Below are 18,095 nucleotides of genomic sequence, written 5' to 3'. Positions count from 1 at the left end.
GGCGGCTCCCTGCTTACTTGAGGCTGATCGTGGTGTTGACGCCGTGGCTCAGCGTTTCGTCATCGAACCAGCGCGCGGTGACCGTCTTGGTCTGCGTGTAGAACAGCACCACCTGCTTGCCGTACGGACCCAGGTCACCCAGCTTGGAGGCGCGCGAACCGGTGAAGGAGAACAGCGGCACCGGCACCGGGATCGGCACGTTGATGCCCACCTGGCCGACGTCGATGTCTTCCTGGAACTTGCGCGCGGCCGCGCCGGACTGGGTGAACAGTGCGGTGCCGTTGCCGTTCGGGTTGCTGTTGACCATCGCGATGGCGTCTTCCAGCGTTTCCGCTTCGAGGATGACCAGCACCGGCCCGAAGATTTCCTCGCTGTAGATGCGCATGTCGGTGGTGACACCGGCAAAGATGGTCGGGCCGACGAAGTTGCCCTTCTCGAAGCCATCGACCTGCGGGTTGCGGCCGTCGAGCACCAGCTTGGCGCCCTGCTCCACGCCCGAAGCGATCAGGCCTTCCACGCGCTCGCGGGCGGCGCAGGAAATGACCGGGCCGACATCGGTGCCGGATACGGTGCCGCCGCTGACCTTCAGGGTCTTGGCCTTGCTCACCAGGTCCTGCACCCAGTTGCGTGCTTCACCGACCAGTACCAGGGTGGAGGCGGCCATGCAGCGCTGGCCAGCGGCACCGAAGGCGGCGCCGACCATCGCGTTGAGGGTCTGTTCCTTGTTGGCATCGGGCAGCACGACGGCGTGGTTCTTGGCGCCCATCATGCACTGCACGCGCTTGCCGGCCAGCGAGGCGCGGTTGTAGACGTGGGTGCCGACGCGGGTGGAACCGACGAACGACACGGCCTTGATGTCCGGGTGATCGCAGATCGCGTTGACCACCTCTTCGCCACCGTGGACGACGTTCAGCACGCCCTTGGGAATGCCCGCTTCCAGCGCCAGTTCGACCAGGCGCATGGTGACCATCGGGTCCTGCTCGGACGGCTTGAGGATGAAGGTGTTGCCGGTGGCAATCGCCATCGGGAACATCCACAGCGGGATCATCGCCGGGAAGTTGAACGGGGTGATGCCGGCGCACACGCCCAGCGGCTGCATGATGGTGTAGGTGTCCACGCCATTGGCCACGTTGTTGGCCAGTTCGCCCAGCTGCAGGTTGCCGATGGCGGCGGCATGCTCGACCACTTCCAGGCCGCGGAACACATCGCCTTCGGCGTCGGGCAGGGTCTTGCCCTGCTCGGCGGTGAGGATGTGGGCCAGCTCGCTCATGTGCTCGCGGATCAGCTGCTGGTACTTCAGGAAGATGCGCGCGCGGGTGCCGATCGGGGTCTTGCGCCAGGTCTTGAAGGCTTCCTTGGCGGCCGCAACGGCGGCATCCACTTCGCCGGTGGTGGCGAACGGCACCTTGGCCAGCACGTCCTGGGTGGCCGGATTGACCACGTCCTGCCAGTGGGAAGTGGCCGATTCGATGAACTGGCCATCGATCAGCATGCGGATACGGGGCGCTGCAACAGTCATGACGACAATCCCACGGGCTCGAAAGATGCTTGGCATTATTCACAGCGCCCACCTCGATTTCCGGGCTGAATCCGCTTAATCTGGCCAACACGCCAGACGATTCATGTTAATTCTGTGAATTATTCAGCCACCCAGCGACAACTTGGCCTGCGCCTGCTGCGGCTGCGCGAGCAGCGCGGCTACAGCCAGGCCGAACTGGCGCGGGCGCTGGGGCTCTCGGCCAGCTACCTGAACCAGATCGAGCGCAACAAGCGCCCGCTCACGCCTGCGGTGCAGAAGAAACTGGGTGAAGTGCTGGGCGATGTTTCGCCGCTGTTCGACGACGATGAGCCCGCCGCGCTGCAGGAAGCGCTGGGGGAGACGCTGCGCGACCTGGGCCTGGGCGACGTCAGTGCCACCGAGCTGCGGGCGCTGGCCGGCAACCTGCCGCAGGTCAGCCGCGCCCTGCTGGACCTGCACCGCCGCCACCGCGCCCTGCGCGAACACGCCGCCGCGCTGGAGTTCCAGCTGGGTGAGCCCGGCACCGCTGCGGGCAGCCTGCCGGCCGGTGACCAGGTGCGCGAGTTCTTCAACCGCATGCACAACCACATTCCCGAACTGGACGAACTGGCCGAGCAGCTGTTCGGCGAGTGGGGGCTGTCGCCCGGCCACGTGGCCCCGCGCCTGCGCCAGCTGCTGGCCGACCGCCACGGCGTGCTGGTGGAAGTGGCCGCGCTGCAGGCCGGCCGCGAGAAGCGCCAGTACGACGCCGCCACCCGCACCCTGTGGCTGCCCGACTACCTCGAACCGGGCCAGCAGGCGTTCCAGATGGCCGCCGAACTGGCCCTGCGCGGCTACCTGCCGCAGATCGATGCGGTGGTGGCCCGCACCGGCTTCGACGATGACGCGCGCATCGCCCAGGCCCGCATCGGCCTGTCCAACTACTTCGCTGGCGCGCTGGTGATGCCCTACCTGCGCTTCCTGCGCGCGGCCGAGGCCAGCGGCTATGACATCGAGCTGCTGGCACACCAGTTCGGCGTCGGCTTCGAGGCGGTCTGCCACCGCCTGAGCACGCTGGCGCGGCGCAGCGCGCCGGGCCTGCCGTTCTTCTTCATCCGCGTGGACCGGGCGGGCAATGTGTCCAAGCGCCACTCGGCCACGGATTTCCACTTCTCGCAGGTGGGTGGTTCCTGTCCGCTGTGGATCGTCTATGAAGCCTTCAACCAGCCGGGCCGCATCCTTACCCAGACCGCGCGCATGCCCGATGGCCGCCGCCATTTCTGGCTGGCGCGGCAGGTCAGCAGCGGCCCGGTCGGGCATGGGCAGCCGCGCAAGACGTTTGCGGTGGCACTGGGTTGCGACCTGCAGCATGCCGAGCGGCTGGTATATACGCGCGGGTTGGACATCCACAGCCCGGGCAACTCGGTGTCGATCGGGCCTGGCTGCCGGGTGTGCCCGCGCGAGGACTGCATGCAGCGCGCGTTCGCGCAGTTGCCGGGAAGGTAGGCTTGGTTCGGCAGGGCTGCGCCCTGCACCTGCCAAAGCAACGGCAACGGCAACGGCAAAAGCTTGCATTCCGTGGGATGGCGGGGTGGGTCCGGTGGCGGGGGACGCCGTAAACCCGTCCTTGGGGGCTTGGCCGCGGCATCCATGCCGCGGACACCCCCGCCACCGGACCCACCCCGCCTTCGACAGTTCTCCGCGATCTGTTGTAGATCCACGCCATGCGTGGATGTGCTTCGATGCATGTTCGATTTCGATGGGGCTCCATCCACGCAGGGCGTGGATCTACTAAACCTTTCGTGCGTTCGCTGCATCCCAATCGGGATGCCCGTCCTGGAGAAAGCCATGTTCCTGCTGCGCCCGTGCCTGGCCCTGCTGCTCACTGCCGTCGCCGCCCCTGCGTGGGCGACCTTTTCCATCGCCGCCTGCAACGATGCGGGTGACTGCGGGGTGGCGGTGGCCACCCACAACCTGGCCGTCGGCGGGGTCGGCGTGCCGTGGGCAGAGGCGAAAGTCGGTGCGGTCGCCAGCCAGTTCGAAACCAACCCGACCTACGGATCGAAGGGGCTGCAGCTGCTGGCCAAGGGCCGCACGCCGGCACAGGTGCTGGCGCAGCTGCTGGCCGAGGACGGTGACTTCGATGGCACCACGATCGCCGAGCGTCAGGTCGGGCTGGTCAGCGCGCGCGGTGGCAACGCGCACTACACCGGCGCCACCGCGCAGCAGGCCGGCTGGGCCGGCGCGCTGGGCGAGGGCAAGGTGAGCGTGCAGGGCAACGGCCTGGCCGGGCCGGAGGTGCTGGAGGCCATGCAGCGCACCTTCGCTGCCACGCGCGGTACACTCGCCGGCCGCCTGCTGGCGGCACTGGAAGCAGGCCAGGCGGCAGGCGGGCAACGCAGCGGCCAGTGGTCGGCCGCGCTGCTGGTACGCACGCCCGGCGGCGACTGGCAGGATACCGACCTGCGCGTGGATGCCGACCCGCGTGCGGTGGCACGGCTGCGCGAGCTGTATGACATGCGGCTGTCCAACGAGGCGATCATCCGCGCCGAGCAGCGCTGGGAGAAGGGCGATGTGGCCGGTGCGCGCGCTGCATTGGCCACGTCGCTGTCGCTGGCCCACGGTTGGGACCGCACCTGGGCGCGTGCTGCGCGGTTGGCGATGGCACACGGTGATACTGCACTCGCACGCGAGTACCTGGCCGGACTGCGTGCGCTCAACCCCGGGTGGGTGAAGCTGGAACTGGCCTTGCCGCTGTACGCCCCACTGCAGGGGGATGCGGTGGTGGAGGCATGGCGGTAAGGCCCGGCAGCATCCACGCATGGCGTGGATCTACATCACTTGGATGCCCACGCCATGCGTGGATGCCTCCTGCTCAATAGATCGGGGTCACCTTCATCTGCGGCAACGGCCGTGGTGCGCCATCGGTCAGGTCCGGGCCAAGGTCATCCCAGGTCCGGCCCTGCTCCACCATCAGCGCCCACAGCTGCTGTGAGGCCACCCGCTTGTCTTCCGAACCCAGCTTGTAGGACGGCGGCGAAGGCTGGCCGGACGCCACCATCGAATAGGCCGCGCTGTAGGACAGCACCTGCTGCGCCGGATCGTCGGTGCGCGCCACCTCCAGCGTGTAGCGCTGGTAGGCCGAGGCCAGGTTGCGCCAGCGGATCCAGTAGTGGTTCTCGAAGGAGAACGTGCAGAAGCGCGTGCCGGCCAGGCTGCCCTTGTCGGCGATGCGGGTCAGCACCTCCTGCGGCATGTCCAGGTTCAAGCCGCCTTCGTCGCCCTGCAGCGAGACATGCACGATGCGGTCACGGTAACCCGGTGCGCGGGCCTGCAGCAGATCGCGCCAGTTCTGCATGGTCGCCACCACCGCGAACAGGAAGCGCGACAGTTCCGCCGCTGCCAGCGGCGTGGCGATGGCCTGGTAGGTGCGCTGCCAGCCATGCCGGTTCTCGGTGGGCAGGTACACCGACCGCTCCAGTGCCTGCCGGCTGTCGGCCTCGTGCACCTGCTCGGCATGCTGTGGGTAGACCAGGTTGATGGCGAAGGTCGGCCAGCGCGGCAACGCCGCATCGAACAGGTGGATGGGGAAGTTGCTGCTGATGCCGCCATCGGAGAACCAGCAGACACGGAATGCGGTGATCACCGGGCCGCAGGCCTGCCCGGCGCTGGTCAGCCCTTCCATGCTGTCGGCCACGTTGTGGTCGGCATCACCGGCGGCCACCGGCGTGGGTTCGCAGCGGCGCTCGCGGCGGGCCGGTTCATGCAGCGGCACCGCGCTGATCAGCAGCGGGAAACTCAGGCTCATGCGGGTGGCCACCAGTACCGGCAACCGCGCACCGTCGGCCAGTGCGTAGTACTGGCGCCCGTCCACCTGCAGCGGCGGGCCTGCTTCGGCCACCAGCCAGGCCACCACGCTGGCCGGGAACAGGCGCTCGAATTCTTCGCGCAGGAACCAGAACTGCGACTTGCCCAGCGGCAGCGTGCGCGGCTCGTTGTGCGAGACGCAGGTAGTGATCATCTGCAGGGTGATCGCATGCGCGCTGGCCGGCTCGTCGGCATAGCGCGGGGCGTCGTGCAGGTCGGCAAAGGTCAGGGGGGCATCCAGCGGTTTGCCGGACAGCTGCTGCAGGCAGGCGTGCAGCCACTCGGTCAATGCCGGCGTGCGCGGATCGCTGCCCAGCCCGCTGCACAGGCCCAGCAGGTTGCGCCGGGCCACCCGGGCCACGCGCAGCAGGGCACCGGCTACGCCGGCACCGTAGGCGCACAGCAGCGAGGGCAGCAGGGTGGCGGCGATGCCGCCCCAGCCACCGCCCCACCAGCCCAGGCCGAGCAGCAGCGCCAGCGATACCAGCACTTCCAGCGGCGCGATGGTGAACACCGCCGCCGCCAGGCACAGCAGCTTGCGTGGCAGGCCCGCCTTGCCGGTCAGCATCACCAGCAGCCGGTAGGCCGCCCGGGCGCCGGGCGCCGGCTGGAACAGCCGATAGATGAAGCCCTGGCGCGACAGCTGCGCCGACACCGCCGCCAGGCCCGCATAGCCGGCCTCATCAGGCAGGGCATGGCCGGCCTGATGACGGCGGTCGCCCAGCGCGGCCGCCGCCGCCACCGCCGCGGCAATGGCCCCGGCCGAGGTGCCGCCGATGCTCTTGAAACGGTATTGCCGGGCCAGCGCCAGTACCGCATTGGGGTACACGATGCCGCTGGTGATGCCGCCTTTCATGACCAGATCGCAATACTTGTCTGCCACTGCCCTGCCCCCGCTGCCGACTGTGCCCGAGACGATGCCTGCCAACGCCAAGGATGCAGTATGACGCGAAGCCTTCTCACGGCCTGAGAACCCGGCCACGGTCATGTGCGGCCGGCCGCTTGCCGTGGGGCCATGCACACGTCTCACCGAACATTCATGCGGGGACCGCCACGACCCGCCGGCGCACGTTCATCGCAGGCTGCGGCGCGGCCGCCGTCACCAGCGCCTGCATACGACACCCGCCCGTTGGAGGCCAGCGGGGTGGCGCGGACCGGGCCAGGACGCCCATCAACGCTGCGCCGGACAGAGCGCCACACGCTTGCTGCGGGCGTCGATCAGAACAACCGATTCCCGCAGGGCGTGCGCACCGATCACCGCCTCGGGGTAGCGATCCGACACGCGCACGTCGAGGCCGTGCAGCGTCAGGCCGCCGACCCTCAGTGGGACATCCAGCCGTGCACGCCCGCTCTCGATCCGGCCATGAGTGAGCGTCAGTGGGTCGTCTGGGGTGACGGCGCCGCTGGACACCTGCGTGTACAGTGCCGTGGGCAGCACCAGGGCCACGTTCGCGCCGGTATCCAACTGTGCTTCGGCTGCCACAGTGCCGACCTGCACGGGAATGCGGAAGGCACGCGTGTAGGCCAGCGTACCCGGCTGCTCCGGCAGAAGCCCGAGGTCGCGGCGGAAACGCAGCCGCTTGCGCGGGAAATCGAGTACCAGCAAGCCGTCATCGAAGAAATCGCGTGCCAGGATGCCATCGAAGGCAGCGGCGGCGGACTGCCGGGCGTTGTAGTCGCGGGTGATTGCCACTACCCGCTGGCGGCGCACGTCTCCAAGGGCAAGCGAATCAACGCGGACCGTGGCGGCATCGGCGGTACGCATGCCGTCGGAATGAGCGGCGATGTCACCGGACGGCAGGTGCAGCGCGCGCACCAGCCGGGCATCGGCACGCGCCACGCCGCTCGCGCCGGTATCGACGGCGAAGCGGAACGTGCCCGCGTCATTGACCTGTACCTGCAGGTAGATGCGTCCATCGACACCCTCGAACGGAACATCAATGAGGGTTTCACCGGGCGCCGTGGCCAGTGCACATGCCGGGCCAGGTGAAGGTGCTGCAGGGGCCCATCCGGAGAGGCAGAGCAGCCCCATCGCCCCTGCGGACAGCCAGTGGTGTCTGGCACGGGTCGGGGCAGCGGGATTTCCGGTGCGGTGGTCCGGGGGCGTTGCGGCAGTGCTGTCCATGAACAGGGCTCCAGGGGTGTCCTGCAGCATGGATGCCGGACGGTCCGGTCCGGTTGCGCCCGCCGGACCTTGACCATTGCCACCAACGGGTCCACCCTGCCCACGCCGAAGGTATCCATCCTGTCGCCACGGCGGAGGGATGGATTTAAACGGGAATCCGGTGAAGGCGCATCGCGCCCATTCCGGAGCTGCCCCGCAGCGGTGAATGGAAACGAATCCTGCCAACAGCACTGGGCGCACGCCTGGGAAGCGGCAGGTAGTAGGTGGGCTGCGGCCCGTGTCCATCAGCCCGAATACCAGCCCCGGCCGGGGGACACGACCGTCCCCTGACTTCACCTGGACGCTCCGTGGGGAGGGTGCCGGGGCCGTCGTTGTCCTGCGCGCGCAGGCGACGCAGCCACGCGCGCCCTTTTCACGGTATCCGGCCAGACCTGTTTCCCCGCCGATGCAGGGGCCGCCGCCGTTGCCGGCAGCCCTTGCGGTACCTGACCATGACCGAGTTCCAACGCCCCACCCTGAGCCTGCCCGAGAACGGCAAGCGCCTGCTGCTGCACTCGTGCTGCGCGCCCTGTTCGGGCGAAGTGATGGAAGCCATCACCGCCTCGGGGATCGACTACGCGATCTTCTTCTACAACCCCAACATCCACCCGGTGAAGGAATACGAGCTGCGCAAGCAGGAGAACATCCGCTTCGCCGAGCAGCACGGCATTCCCTTCATCGACTGCGACTACGACACCGACAACTGGTTCAGCCGTGCGCGTGGCATGGAAAACGAGCCCGAGCGCGGCATCCGCTGCACGATGTGCTTCGACATGCGTTTCGAGCGCACCGCGCTGTATGCACACGAGCACGGCTACGACACCATCAGTTCCTCGCTGGGCATCTCGCGCTGGAAGAACATGGCGCAGATCAACGATTGCGGTGTCCGTGCCGCCTCGCGCTATGAAGGCCTGCAGTACTGGGACTACAACTGGCGCAAGGGGGGCGGTGCCAGCCGCATGATCGAGATCAGCAAGCGCGAGCAGTTCTACCAGCAGGAATACTGCGGCTGCGTGTACTCGCTGCGCGATGCCAACCGCCACCGCCGCGAGACCGGCCGCGAGCGCATCAAGATCGGCCTGCTGTATTACGGGCAGGACAACGAGGCAGCGCAGGGCGATTGACCTGCGCCAGCGGGGCGGCCACGCTGGTCGCCCCCACTGCCCTGCCGGACCTGCCATGACCGCCCTGCCCGCCGATGTCGCCCTGCTGGTGATCGACCTGCAGCCGGATTTCATGCCCGGCGGCGCGCTGGCCTGCGAGCAGGGCGATGCCCTGGTGGCACCGATCGCCGCGCTGCTGGCGCAGCGTCGCTACACCACGGTGGTGGCGACCCAGGACTGGCACCCGGCAAACCACGCCTCCTTTGCCAGCCAACACCCCGGCCATCGCCCCTTCGAGGCCATCCTGCTGCACGCCCAGCCGCAGACGCTGTGGCCGGACCACTGCGTGCAGGGCACGTCCGGTGCCGCCCTGCACCCGGGCGTGGACTGGAACGCCGCCGACCTGGTGCTGCGCAAGGGCACCCGCCAGCAGGTGGATTCGTACAGCGCGTTCCGCGAGAACCACGGCCCGGAGGGCAGCCGCCCCGCCACGGGCCTGGCCGGCTGGCTGCACGAGCGCGGCATCCGCGAGGTCCATGTCTGTGGGCTGGCGCGCGACTACTGCGTGCTGTGGAGCGCACAGGATGCCGCCGAGGCGGGCTTCAACGTGACGTTCCTGTGGGAGCTGACCCGCCCGGTGACCGAAGCCAACGATGCGATGGTGCGCGAGGCGCTGGGCAAGGCCGGCATCGGTATTGCCTGACGATCTTCTGCCGGGCATGGCCCGGCGCTGCCTGTGGCGGTGACCGGACACGCACGCTAGCGGAACACCACCGTGCGATGCCCGTTGAGCAGGATGCGGTGCTCCACGTGCCGGCGCACGGCACGGGCCAGCACCAGCGATTCGGTATCGCTGCCCAGCCGCACCAGTTCGCGCGGCGCCATCGCATGGTCCACGCGCGCCACGTCCTGTTCGATGATCGGGCCTTCGTCCAGGTCCTCGGTCACGTAGTGCGCGGTGGCACCGATGATCTTGACCCCGCGCGCGTGCGCCTGGTGGTACGGCTGCGCACCCTTGAAGCTGGGCAGGAAGCTGTGATGGATGTTGATCGCCTTGCCGGCCAGCGCACGGCACAGGGTGGGCGACAGGATCTGCATGTAGCGCGCCAGCACCACCAGGTCGATACGCTCGCGCTCGACCAGGTCGATGATCTGCTGTTCCTGCGCCGCGCGCGTGTCCGCACTGACCGGCAGGTGGTGGAACGGCACCTGGTAGGACGCGGCCAGCGGCGCGAAATCGGCATGGTTGGAGGCCACCGCGGCGATGTCCACTTTCAGCTGGCCGCTGTGCGCGCGGAACAGCAGGTCATTGAGGCAGTGGCCCTGCTTGCTGACCAGCACCAGCAGCCGCGCGCGGCGGCGGCCATCGTGCAGCTGCCAGTCCATGCCGAAATCAGCCGCCAGCCCACTCATTGCCGCATGCACGGTATCCAGCGGCAGCGTGGCGTCGCGGTCGAAGTGGACACGCAGGAAGAAGCGGCCACTCTCCTCATCGCCGAACTGCTGGGCATCGAGGATGTTGCAGCCGTGGTCGAACAACAGCCCGGATACGCGATAGACGATGCCGGTACGGTCGGGGCAGGACAGGGTGAGGATGGAATCAGGGCGCATCGCCCGAGTGTAGGGCAGCGCCCTCGCCATTGGCGCAATGCTCTCAGATGCAACCGATGCTCAGTGCGGGTGCACGGTCAACGCCACCAGGCGCAGTACCAGTGGGCGCACCAGCAGCACGCCGCAGAATGCCACCGGCATGGCCAGCTGGTAGGCGGCCAGCACCCGGGCAGCGTAGCCGGCGCCGAGGCCGGCGTTGGCGGCGGTGATCACCAGGCACATCAGCAACGCCATCAGGCTGGCCATGAAGAAAGCGAACACGAACGGCGTGCTGCGGGCGTGCAGCTTCCAACGACGGGGGGAGGCAGGGGGCATGTGCGGACGCGTGAAGCATGGAGCGGCCGCAGCCTAGCCGGCCGGCGCCGCGTGCACAGCGCTGCCAGGCTTCGGCCAGTCCCAAGCCACGCTTGGGGGCTTCCATGGCAAGCTGGGAGGTCATGAACCTGTTGCAGCTGATCCGCAGTTTCACCCGCACCGCCGAGGCCGGCAGCATCGCGGCCGCCGCGCGCACGCTGGGCATCAGTGCCACGGCGGTGGGGCAGAACATCACCCGCCTGGAAACACACCTGGGCGTGCGCCTGTTCAACCGCAGCACGCGCCAGCTCGCGCTCAGCGAGGCCGGGGCGCTGTACCTGGCGCAGGTGCGGCATATCGAAGGCGACCTGGCGCGGGCCGAGGCCGCGGTCACCACCGGTGACATCGCGCCGGCCGGGCCGCTGCGCATCGCCTGCAGCCGCGCCTTCGGGCGGCATGTGCTGGCGCCCCTGCTGCCGGCGCTGCAGCAGCGCTACCCGCAGCTGCAGCTGGAACTGAGCCTGTCCGACCACGCGGTGCGCCATGCCCAGGAGGCGGTGGATGTGAGCATCCGCATCGGCGAGCAGCTGGACGATCGCCTGGTGGCGCGGCCGCTGGCGCGGGTGCCGTTCGTGCTGTGTGCGGCGCCGTCCTATCTGGCCGCCGGCACGCCGGCCAGCGTTGCCCAGCTCGCCCGCCACCCTGCACTGCGCTACCGCTTCCCTACCGATGGCCGGCCGCTGCCATGGCTGCTGGAGGACACGACCCGGCGCATCGACGCGGCGATGCAGCCGGGCATGGTCTGCGATGACATCGACGCGCTGGCCGAACTGGCCGCCGCCGGGGGTGGCATCACCCGGCTGGCGGCATTCGTGGCCGAGCCCTACCTGCGCGATGGCCGCCTGCAGGCGCTGCTCACCGATGACCCGCGCGGGCGGCTGGCACCGATGGAGGTGTTCTTCTGCGTGAGCGACCGCCGCGACTTCACCGCACGCATCCGTGCGCTGCATGCCCACCTGCAGGCCGGCCTGCCACCGGCCTGGCGGGTCTGAGCAGGCTCAGCGCGGCACGAACAGGTTGCGCACGCCGCGCGGTTCGCAGCGCAGGTACTGCGGTGACGGCACCACGCTGTCGCCCAGTGCGGCGGCGGCATGCCACGGCCAGCGCGGGTCGTAGAGCATGGCCCGGGCCAGGGCCACGGCATCGGCCTGGTTGTGGCGCAGGATCGATTCGGCCTGTTCCGGCTCGGTGATCAGGCCCACCGCGATGACCGGCATGCGCACCTTGGCCTTGATCGCCTGCGCGAACGGCACCTGGTAACCCGGACCGACGGCGATCTTCTGCCGTTCGTCGAGGCCGGCACTGGAGACGTGCAGGAAGTTGCAGCCTCGCGCCTCCAGGATCTGCGCCAGCGCCTCGCTCTGGGTGACATCCCAGCCGCCCTCGACCCAGTCGCTGGCCGAAAGGCGCACGCCCACGGCGATCCGGTCCGACACCGCTTCACGCACCGCGTCGAACACTTCCACCAGCAGGCGCAGGCGGTTGGGCAGCGAGCCGCCATAGCCATCGGTGCGCTGGTTGCTCAGCGGCGACAGGAACTGGTGCAGCAGGTAGCCGTGCGCACCGTGGATCTCGATCAGGTCGAAGCCCAGGCGTTCGGCGCGCACCGCGCTGGCAACGAAGGCGGCGACGATGCCGGCGATATCCGCTTCATCCAGCACCTGCGGCGCCGGGTCACCGGCATGGAACGGCCGCGGCGAGGGCGCCACCACCGGCCAGCCACGGGCATCATCGGCGGGAATCTGGCCGCCGCCCTCCCACGGCCGCGCGCTGGATGCCTTGCGCCCGGCATGGCCCAGCTGGATGCCCAGCGGCATCGGCGACCAGCGCCGCACGCTGGTCACCACCTGTGCCAACGCCGCTTCGGTGGCGTCATCCCACAGGCCCAGATCGGCCCAGCTGATGCGCCCGCGCGGCTCGACCGCAGTGGCTTCCAGGATCAACAGCCCGGCACCGGACTGCGCCAGGTTGCCCAGGTGCATGGCATGCCAGTCGTTGGCACGGCCGTCTTCGGCCGAGTACTGGCACATGGGTGGAATGACGATGCGGTTGGGCAGGGTCAGCGGACCCAGGGAAAGCGGTGAAAACAGCTGGCTCACGGTAGCGACGGCGGCAGGGGAAAGGGGGAGCGTATTGCAGCGCTGTCACGCCGCCGGATCAACCCTTCGGGTGGATCGCTGTTTCGCGGCGGGCGATGCGGTGATGGCCTGGAGGGGATGGGGCTGGCGAGCCAAGGAGCGGGCGGGCGATCACGCCACCCAGCCCGCCAGGGCGTCGGCGCAGTCGCGCTCGTCCTTGAACTGCAGCAGGTCATCGGCGCGGGTGCGGCCCCGGTTCAGCGCAGCCACCGGCAGGCCTGCCTTCGCGGCGGCCTGTACGAAGCGGAAACCGGAATAGACCATCAGCGAAGAGCCGACCACCAGCACGGCATCGGCGCGCTGCAGGTGGTCGTGCACGCGCGCGACGCGCTCGCGTGGCACGTTCTCGCCGAAGAACACCACATCCGGTTTCAGCAGGCCCCCACACTGCGGGCAATCGGGCACCACGAACGCCGAGAAATCGGTCTCCAGGTCGGCGTCGCCATCCGGAGCGATGCCCGCCTCCAGCGCGTCCCAGCCCGGATTGGCCTCGCGCAGGCGCTGCTGGAACGCTTCGCGCTCGCTGCGGCGCTCGCAGCCCATGCAGCGCACCTGGTCCAGGCGGCCATGCAGGTCGATCACGTTCTGGCTGCCCGCGCGCTGGTGCAGGCCGTCCACGTTCTGGGTCAGCAGCAGCTCCAGCGTGCCGCGGGCTTCCAGCGCCGCCAGCGCCTGGTGGGTACCGTTGGGCCGGGCCAGGCCGAAGCGCGGCCAGCCCAGCAGGCTGCGCGCCCAGTAGCGCTGGCGGGTGGCCACCTCGCCCATGAAGGCCTGGTAGGTCACCGGCGGGGTGCGCTTCCACTGGCCGTCGGTATCGCGGTAATCGGGAATGCCCGAGGCGGTGCTGCAGCCAGCGCCGGTCAGCACGAACAGGCGCTGGGCGCGGTCGATGAAGTCGGTCAGCGGCGGGGTCATGGCAGGCAGATGGGGGCGCAGGTGCGCCCCCGCAAGCCAGGTTCAGGCCGCCGGCAGCGCCGGCACGGCAATGGGGTGGCCATCGGCATCCAGCGCGATCATCACGAAGTGGCCGCGCGTGCACAGCTTGCGCTCGCCGCTGTGCAGGTCCTCGGCGATCAGCTCGACCTCGACCTTCATCGAACTGCGGCCGACTTCGACGATGCGGCCCACGGTTTCCACCATGTCGCCGACGCGGATCGGCAGCTTGAAATCGACCTGGTCGCTGCGCGCGGTGACCACGGTGCGGCGCGAATAGCGGGCGGCGGCCAGGAAGGCCGCCTTGTCCATCCAGGCCAGTGCCTGGCCGCCGAACAGCGTGCCCAGGTGGTTGGTGTGGTTGGGGAAGACGATTTCGGCCATGCGCACTTCGATCGGCGGCACGGTGTCGGGGATGGGGGTCATGGCGTGGGGCCAGGGTGTGGGGAGGGCTGCGATTTTACGGCAGGGCCGTGAATGGCGGCCGTCAAGGCGGCTGTCGGCCCTGCCCTCCCGGCACCGGGCAAACAAAAACCCCGGCCGGGGCCGGGGTTTTCGCGGTACCGCTGACCGGTCCGGTCAGAAGTTCATGTCGAAGGCCACTTCGCCCTGCACGCCGACCTGGTAGGCCGAGACGCGACGCTCGAAGAAGTTGGTCAGTTCCTGCACGTCCTGCAGTTCCATGAACGGCAGCGGGTTGCGCACGTTGTACTTCTTTTCCATGCCCAGCTTGGCGAAGTGCTGGTCGGCGCAGTGCTGCAGGTACTGGCGCATGTCGCGGGTGGAAATGCCGGCCACGCCGCCGGACAGCACGTCCTCGGCGAACTGCACTTCGCATTCGATCGCTTCGGCCAGCATGTCATAGACCTGCTGCTTCATTTCATCATCGAACAGGTCCGGCTCTTCCTCACGCACCACGCGCACCGATTCGAAGGCGAAGTCCATGTGCGCGCTCTCGTCGCGGAACACCCAGTTGGTGCCCGAGGCCAGGCCCGGCAGCAGGCCGCGCGAACGGAAGTAGTACACGTAGGCGAAGGCGGCGAAGAAGAACAGGCCTTCGATGCAGGCGGCGAAGCAGATCTGGTTGAGCAGGAACTGGCGGCGCTCGGCACGGGTCTCGATGCGCTTCAGGTCCTGGATCGAGTCGATCCACTTGAAGCAGAAATCGGCCTTCTTCTTGATCGAGTCGATGTTTTCCACCGCGGCGAACGCCTTGACGCGCTCTTCCGGGTCCGGCAGGTAGTTGTCCAGCAGGGTCAGGTAGAACTGCACGTGCAGCGCTTCTTCGTACAGCTGGCGCGACAGGTACATGCGCGCTTCGGGCGCGTTGAGGTGCTGGTACAGGTTCAGCACCAGGTTGTTGGACACGATCGAATCGCCGGTGGCGAAGAACGCGACCAGGCGGTGGATCAGGTGGCGCTCACCCGGCGACATCTTGCTGTGCAGGTCGGTGATGTCGATCTGGAAGTTGATCTCTTCCACCGTCCAGGTGTTCTTGATCGCGTTCCGGTACATGTCATAGAACTGCGGGTAGCGCATCGGGCGCAGGGTCAGTTCAAAACCGGGATCGAGCAGCATCTGCTTGGGCGTGTCGGCCATGGGGAAAGATTCTCCTGAGAAAAATTGCGTGGGCTGGAGTTCCAGCCCACGCTTATGCAAGCTTATTTGCGCTTGCGGACGCGAATTGCGAAAGCTTTGAGACCCTTGGATGCAGCGAAAATTCGCTGCCCATTCTTCAGGGTGATGAACGCCGTGAAGATGGTTTCAAAGTCGTCGTCGCTGTCCTGGCTACCGTTGGTAGTAGACATTGTCGGCTCCTAAGTGTCGTTTAGACACATGAATTCGAACGTCACTACAAACTTTTCCAAAAACGCCCCTATGATTTGCCGTCAAGGGGAGTAATAATCACCAAACTTCCTCAACGAAGTGCCTGGTGGGAAAAGACTAAGCAACGCGACGTCCTTGCAGTTGCTTAGTTTTGATCTCAGGTAAAAGGGACCAAGTTTGCCGCTTGGTCCCTTTTTTTTGGTTTTTACTGGCAAGCCTCGCAGGCTTCCGGGTTTTCCAGCGAGCAGGCCACGGCCTCGGCCGGGGTGTAGGTGCTCACCGTGGTCTTGGCGATCTTGGTGGCCGGGCGCGAGCGCAGGTAGTAGGTGGTCTTGATGCCCTGCTTCCAGGCGTACATGTACATGGAGGACATCGCGCCGATGTTCGGGCTTTCCATGAACAGGTTGAGCGAAGCGGACTGGTCGATGAAGGCACCGCGCTCGGCCGCCATGTCGATCAGCGCGCGCATCGGCAGTTCCCACGCGGTGCGGTAGACCTGGCGCAGCGCTTCGGGAATCTGGCTGACGCCCTGCACCGAGCCTTCGGCCAGCTTGATGGTGTCGCGCATTTCCGGCGTCCACAGGCCCAGCTTCTTCAGTTCACCCACCAGGTAGCGGTTGACCTGCAGGAAGTCGCCGGACAGAGTTTCACGCTTGAACAGGTTGGACACCTGCGGTTCGACGCACTCGTAGCAGCCGGCGATCGACGCGATGGTCGCGGTCGGGGCGATGGCGATCATCAGCGAGTTGCGCAGGCCATGCTCCTTGATGCGGGCACGCAGGGCATCCCAGCGCGCGGTGTCTTCCGGCACCACGTTCCAGGCGTCGAACTGCAGTTCGCCGCTGGCGGCACGGGTGTCGTTGAACGAGGGGTGCTTGCCGCGTTCCTGGGCCAGTTCCACCGAGGTTTCCAGCGCGTGGAAGTAGATCGTTTCGGCGATCTTCTTCGACAGGGCGCGGGCTTCGGCGCTGTCGAACGGCAGGCGCTTGCGGAAGAACACGTCCTGCAGGCCCATGCAGCCCAGGCCGACCGGACGCCAGCGCAGGTTGGCGCGGCGGGCGGTTTCGATCGGGTAGAAGTTCAGGTCGATCACGCGGTCGAGCTGGCGCACGGCCAGGCGCACGGTCTCGGCCAGCTTCTCGAAATCGAACTCGTTGTGCTCGTCGAAGTGGTTGCCCAGGTTGATCGAACCCAGGTTGCACACCGCGGTTTCATCGTTGGAAGTGACTTCCAGGATTTCGGTGCACAGGTTGGACAGGTGGATCACGTTGCCCGGACGCAGGGTCTGGTTGCTGGCGCGGTTGCACTTGTCCTTGAAGGTCATCCAGCCGTTGCCGGTCTCGGCCAGCGTACGCATCATGCGGGCATACAGCTTGCGCGCGGAGATGGTGCGGTTGGCCTTGCCCTGGGCTTCGGCCTGCAGGTAGGCGGCCTCGAAGGCTTCGCCGTACAGGTCGGTGAATTCGGGCACCACGCGCGGGTCGAACAGCGACCATTCCTGGTCGGCTTCCACGCGCTTCATGAACAGGTCCGGCACCCAGTTGGCCAGGTTCAGGTTGTGCGTGCGGCGGGCTTCGTCACCGGTGTTGTCGCGCAGTTCGAGGAAGTCCTCGACGTCGGCGTGCCAGGTTTCCAGGTACACGCAGGCCGCGCCCTTGCGCTTGCCACCCTGGTTCACCGCGGCCACGGACGAATCCATGGTCTTCAGCCACGGCACGATGCCGTTGGAATGGCCGTTGGTGGACTTGATCAGCGAGCCGCGCGAACGCACGCGGGTGTAGCTCACGCCGATGCCGCCGGAGAACTTGGACAGCTGGGCGATGTCGCCGTACTTGGAGTAGATCGATTCCAGCGAATCCTGCGGCGAATCCAGCAGGAAGCACGAGGACAGCTGCTCGTGGGTGGTGCCGGAATTGAACAGGGTCGGGCTGGACGGCAGGTAGTCCAGGTTGCCCATGCGCTTGTACAGCGCCAGGGTCTCGGACACGTCCTCGCTCAGCGCGCTGGCGATGCGCAGGAAGAACTGCTGCGGGGTCTCGATCACCTTGCGGGTGTGCGGGTGGCGCAGCAGGTAGCGGTCGTACAGGGTACGCAGGCCGAAGTAGTCGAAGTGCAGGTCCAGCGAGATATCGATGGCGTCGTTGAGCTTGCGCGCGTTGGTCTGCACGAAGTTCAGCAGGCGGTCGTTGATCAGGCCTACTTCGTGGCCACGGCTGACCGACTGCGAGAAGGCGTAGATTTCCTGGCCGGACACTTCCTTGGCGATGTAGTTGGCCAGCAGGCGCGCGGCCAGGCGGCCGTATTCGGGTTCTTCACCGATCAGCAGGGCGGCGGTGCGGATGGACAGTTCGTCCAGTTCGCGGGTGGTGGCGCCGTTGTACAGGCCGGAGATGGTGCGGGTGGCCACGCGCATCGGATCGACGGCGTGCAGGCCTTCGGAGGAACGCTGCACCGCGCGCACGATCTTGTTCAGGTCCACCAGTTCGGTCGTGCCATTGCGCTTGGTCACGCTCATCGCGTTGGCCGTCGGCGGCGAGGTCAGCAGGAACTCGCTTTCCTTATCGATGGTGGCGCTGGATTCGGTGGTCACGGCGGTGTCC

Annotated in this window: 16 protein-coding genes and 1 riboswitch; of the genes, 5 read left to right on the top strand and 11 right to left on the bottom strand. The window is 67.6% G+C overall.

Annotated elements, in window-relative coordinates; genetic code table 11:
- Positions 1 to 13: 13 nt before the first annotated feature.
- A complete protein-coding gene (locus Q9R17_RS09465; RefSeq protein WP_308158160.1) occupies positions 14 to 1,519 on the bottom strand; it encodes a CoA-acylating methylmalonate-semialdehyde dehydrogenase in 1,506 nt (501 codons plus the stop codon).
- A 114-nt stretch (positions 1,520 to 1,633) separates the two neighbouring features.
- On the opposite strand from Q9R17_RS09465, the gene Q9R17_RS09460 reads away from it, so the two are divergent.
- Together Q9R17_RS09460 and Q9R17_RS09455 are read left to right on the top strand one after the other, a co-directional pair.
- Positions 1,634 to 3,004 (top strand): short-chain fatty acyl-CoA regulator family protein, encoded by a 1,371-nt coding sequence (locus Q9R17_RS09460; RefSeq protein WP_308158159.1) that lies wholly within the window; start codon positions 1,634 to 1,636, stop codon positions 3,002 to 3,004.
- A 342-nt stretch (positions 3,005 to 3,346) separates the two neighbouring features.
- The gene (locus Q9R17_RS09455; protein WP_308158158.1) at positions 3,347 to 4,300 is read left to right on the top strand and encodes a DUF1028 domain-containing protein; all 954 of its coding nucleotides are present in this window, start codon (positions 3,347 to 3,349) and stop codon (positions 4,298 to 4,300) included.
- 73 nt (positions 4,301 to 4,373) lie between these two features.
- Here Q9R17_RS09455 and Q9R17_RS09450 read toward each other — a convergent pair whose 3' ends face one another.
- Positions 4,374 to 6,221, bottom strand: a complete 1,848-nt coding sequence (locus Q9R17_RS09450; RefSeq protein WP_308158157.1) for a patatin-like phospholipase family protein — start codon at positions 6,219 to 6,221, stop codon at positions 4,374 to 4,376.
- Between the two features lie 315 nt (positions 6,222 to 6,536).
- Complete coding sequence (locus Q9R17_RS09445) at positions 6,537 to 7,490, bottom strand: aspartyl protease family protein (RefSeq protein WP_308158156.1); 954 nt, start codon at positions 7,488 to 7,490, stop codon at positions 6,537 to 6,539.
- Positions 7,491 to 7,582: 92 nt separating this feature from the next.
- Positions 7,583 to 7,810, top strand: a riboswitch (cobalamin riboswitch).
- A gap of 171 nt (positions 7,811 to 7,981) precedes the next feature.
- Between Q9R17_RS09445 and Q9R17_RS09440 the strand changes: the two genes are divergently transcribed.
- Together Q9R17_RS09440 and pncA are read left to right on the top strand one after the other, a co-directional pair.
- Positions 7,982 to 8,653 carry an epoxyqueuosine reductase QueH gene (locus Q9R17_RS09440; RefSeq protein ID WP_308158155.1) on the top strand — a complete coding sequence of 224 codons (672 nt, stop codon included), beginning with the start codon at positions 7,982 to 7,984 and terminating at the stop codon, positions 8,651 to 8,653.
- 55 nt (positions 8,654 to 8,708) lie between these two features.
- Positions 8,709 to 9,335, top strand: coding sequence for a bifunctional nicotinamidase/pyrazinamidase (pncA, locus tag Q9R17_RS09435; protein WP_308158154.1), 627 nt, complete (start codon positions 8,709 to 8,711; stop codon positions 9,333 to 9,335).
- 56 nt (positions 9,336 to 9,391) lie between these two features.
- Here pncA and purU read toward each other — a convergent pair whose 3' ends face one another.
- Positions 9,392 to 10,243, bottom strand: coding sequence for a formyltetrahydrofolate deformylase (gene purU, locus Q9R17_RS09430; RefSeq protein WP_308158153.1), 852 nt, complete (start codon positions 10,241 to 10,243; stop codon positions 9,392 to 9,394).
- 60 nt (positions 10,244 to 10,303) lie between these two features.
- Positions 10,304 to 10,558 (bottom strand): DUF2798 domain-containing protein, encoded by a 255-nt coding sequence (locus Q9R17_RS09425; RefSeq protein WP_308158152.1) that lies wholly within the window; start codon positions 10,556 to 10,558, stop codon positions 10,304 to 10,306.
- 122 nt (positions 10,559 to 10,680) lie between these two features.
- Here Q9R17_RS09425 and Q9R17_RS09420 point away from each other — a divergent pair, with 122 nt between their 5' ends.
- Entirely contained in the window at positions 10,681 to 11,589 is a 909-nt protein-coding gene (locus Q9R17_RS09420; RefSeq protein WP_308158151.1) for a LysR family transcriptional regulator, read from the top strand.
- A gap of 6 nt (positions 11,590 to 11,595) precedes the next feature.
- Here Q9R17_RS09420 and Q9R17_RS09415 read toward each other — a convergent pair whose 3' ends face one another.
- The 6 genes from Q9R17_RS09415 to Q9R17_RS09390 all read right to left on the bottom strand — a co-directional run bounded on the left by Q9R17_RS09415 (position 11,596) and on the right by Q9R17_RS09390 (position 18,085).
- Positions 11,596 to 12,696 carry an NADH:flavin oxidoreductase/NADH oxidase gene (locus Q9R17_RS09415; RefSeq protein ID WP_308158150.1) on the bottom strand — a complete coding sequence of 367 codons (1,101 nt, stop codon included), beginning with the start codon at positions 12,694 to 12,696 and terminating at the stop codon, positions 11,596 to 11,598.
- A 150-nt stretch (positions 12,697 to 12,846) separates the two neighbouring features.
- Positions 12,847 to 13,650 (bottom strand): NAD-dependent protein deacetylase, encoded by an 804-nt coding sequence (locus Q9R17_RS09410; protein ID WP_308158149.1) that lies wholly within the window; start codon positions 13,648 to 13,650, stop codon positions 12,847 to 12,849.
- Between the two features lie 42 nt (positions 13,651 to 13,692).
- A complete protein-coding gene (locus tag Q9R17_RS09405; protein WP_308158148.1) occupies positions 13,693 to 14,094 on the bottom strand; it encodes an acyl-CoA thioesterase in 402 nt (133 codons plus the stop codon).
- 153 nt (positions 14,095 to 14,247) lie between these two features.
- Entirely contained in the window at positions 14,248 to 15,267 is a 1,020-nt protein-coding gene (locus Q9R17_RS09400; protein ID WP_308158147.1) for a ribonucleotide-diphosphate reductase subunit beta, read from the bottom strand.
- 62 nt (positions 15,268 to 15,329) lie between these two features.
- Positions 15,330 to 15,476: a hypothetical protein gene (locus tag Q9R17_RS09395; protein ID WP_308158146.1), complete on the bottom strand. Its 147-nt coding sequence runs from the start codon at positions 15,474 to 15,476 to the stop codon at positions 15,330 to 15,332.
- Between the two features lie 224 nt (positions 15,477 to 15,700).
- Positions 15,701 to 18,085 carry a ribonucleoside-diphosphate reductase subunit alpha gene (locus tag Q9R17_RS09390; RefSeq protein WP_308158145.1) on the bottom strand — a complete coding sequence of 795 codons (2,385 nt, stop codon included), beginning with the start codon at positions 18,083 to 18,085 and terminating at the stop codon, positions 15,701 to 15,703.
- Positions 18,086 to 18,095: the final 10 nt, after the last annotated feature.

The sequence above is a fragment of the Stenotrophomonas sp. 24(2023) genome (assembly GCF_030913365.1).
GTDB lineage: Bacteria > Pseudomonadota > Gammaproteobacteria > Xanthomonadales > Xanthomonadaceae > Stenotrophomonas.
The sequence above is the reverse complement of the archived record's forward strand: the minus strand, read 5'-3'. Positions and strand labels throughout refer to the sequence as shown.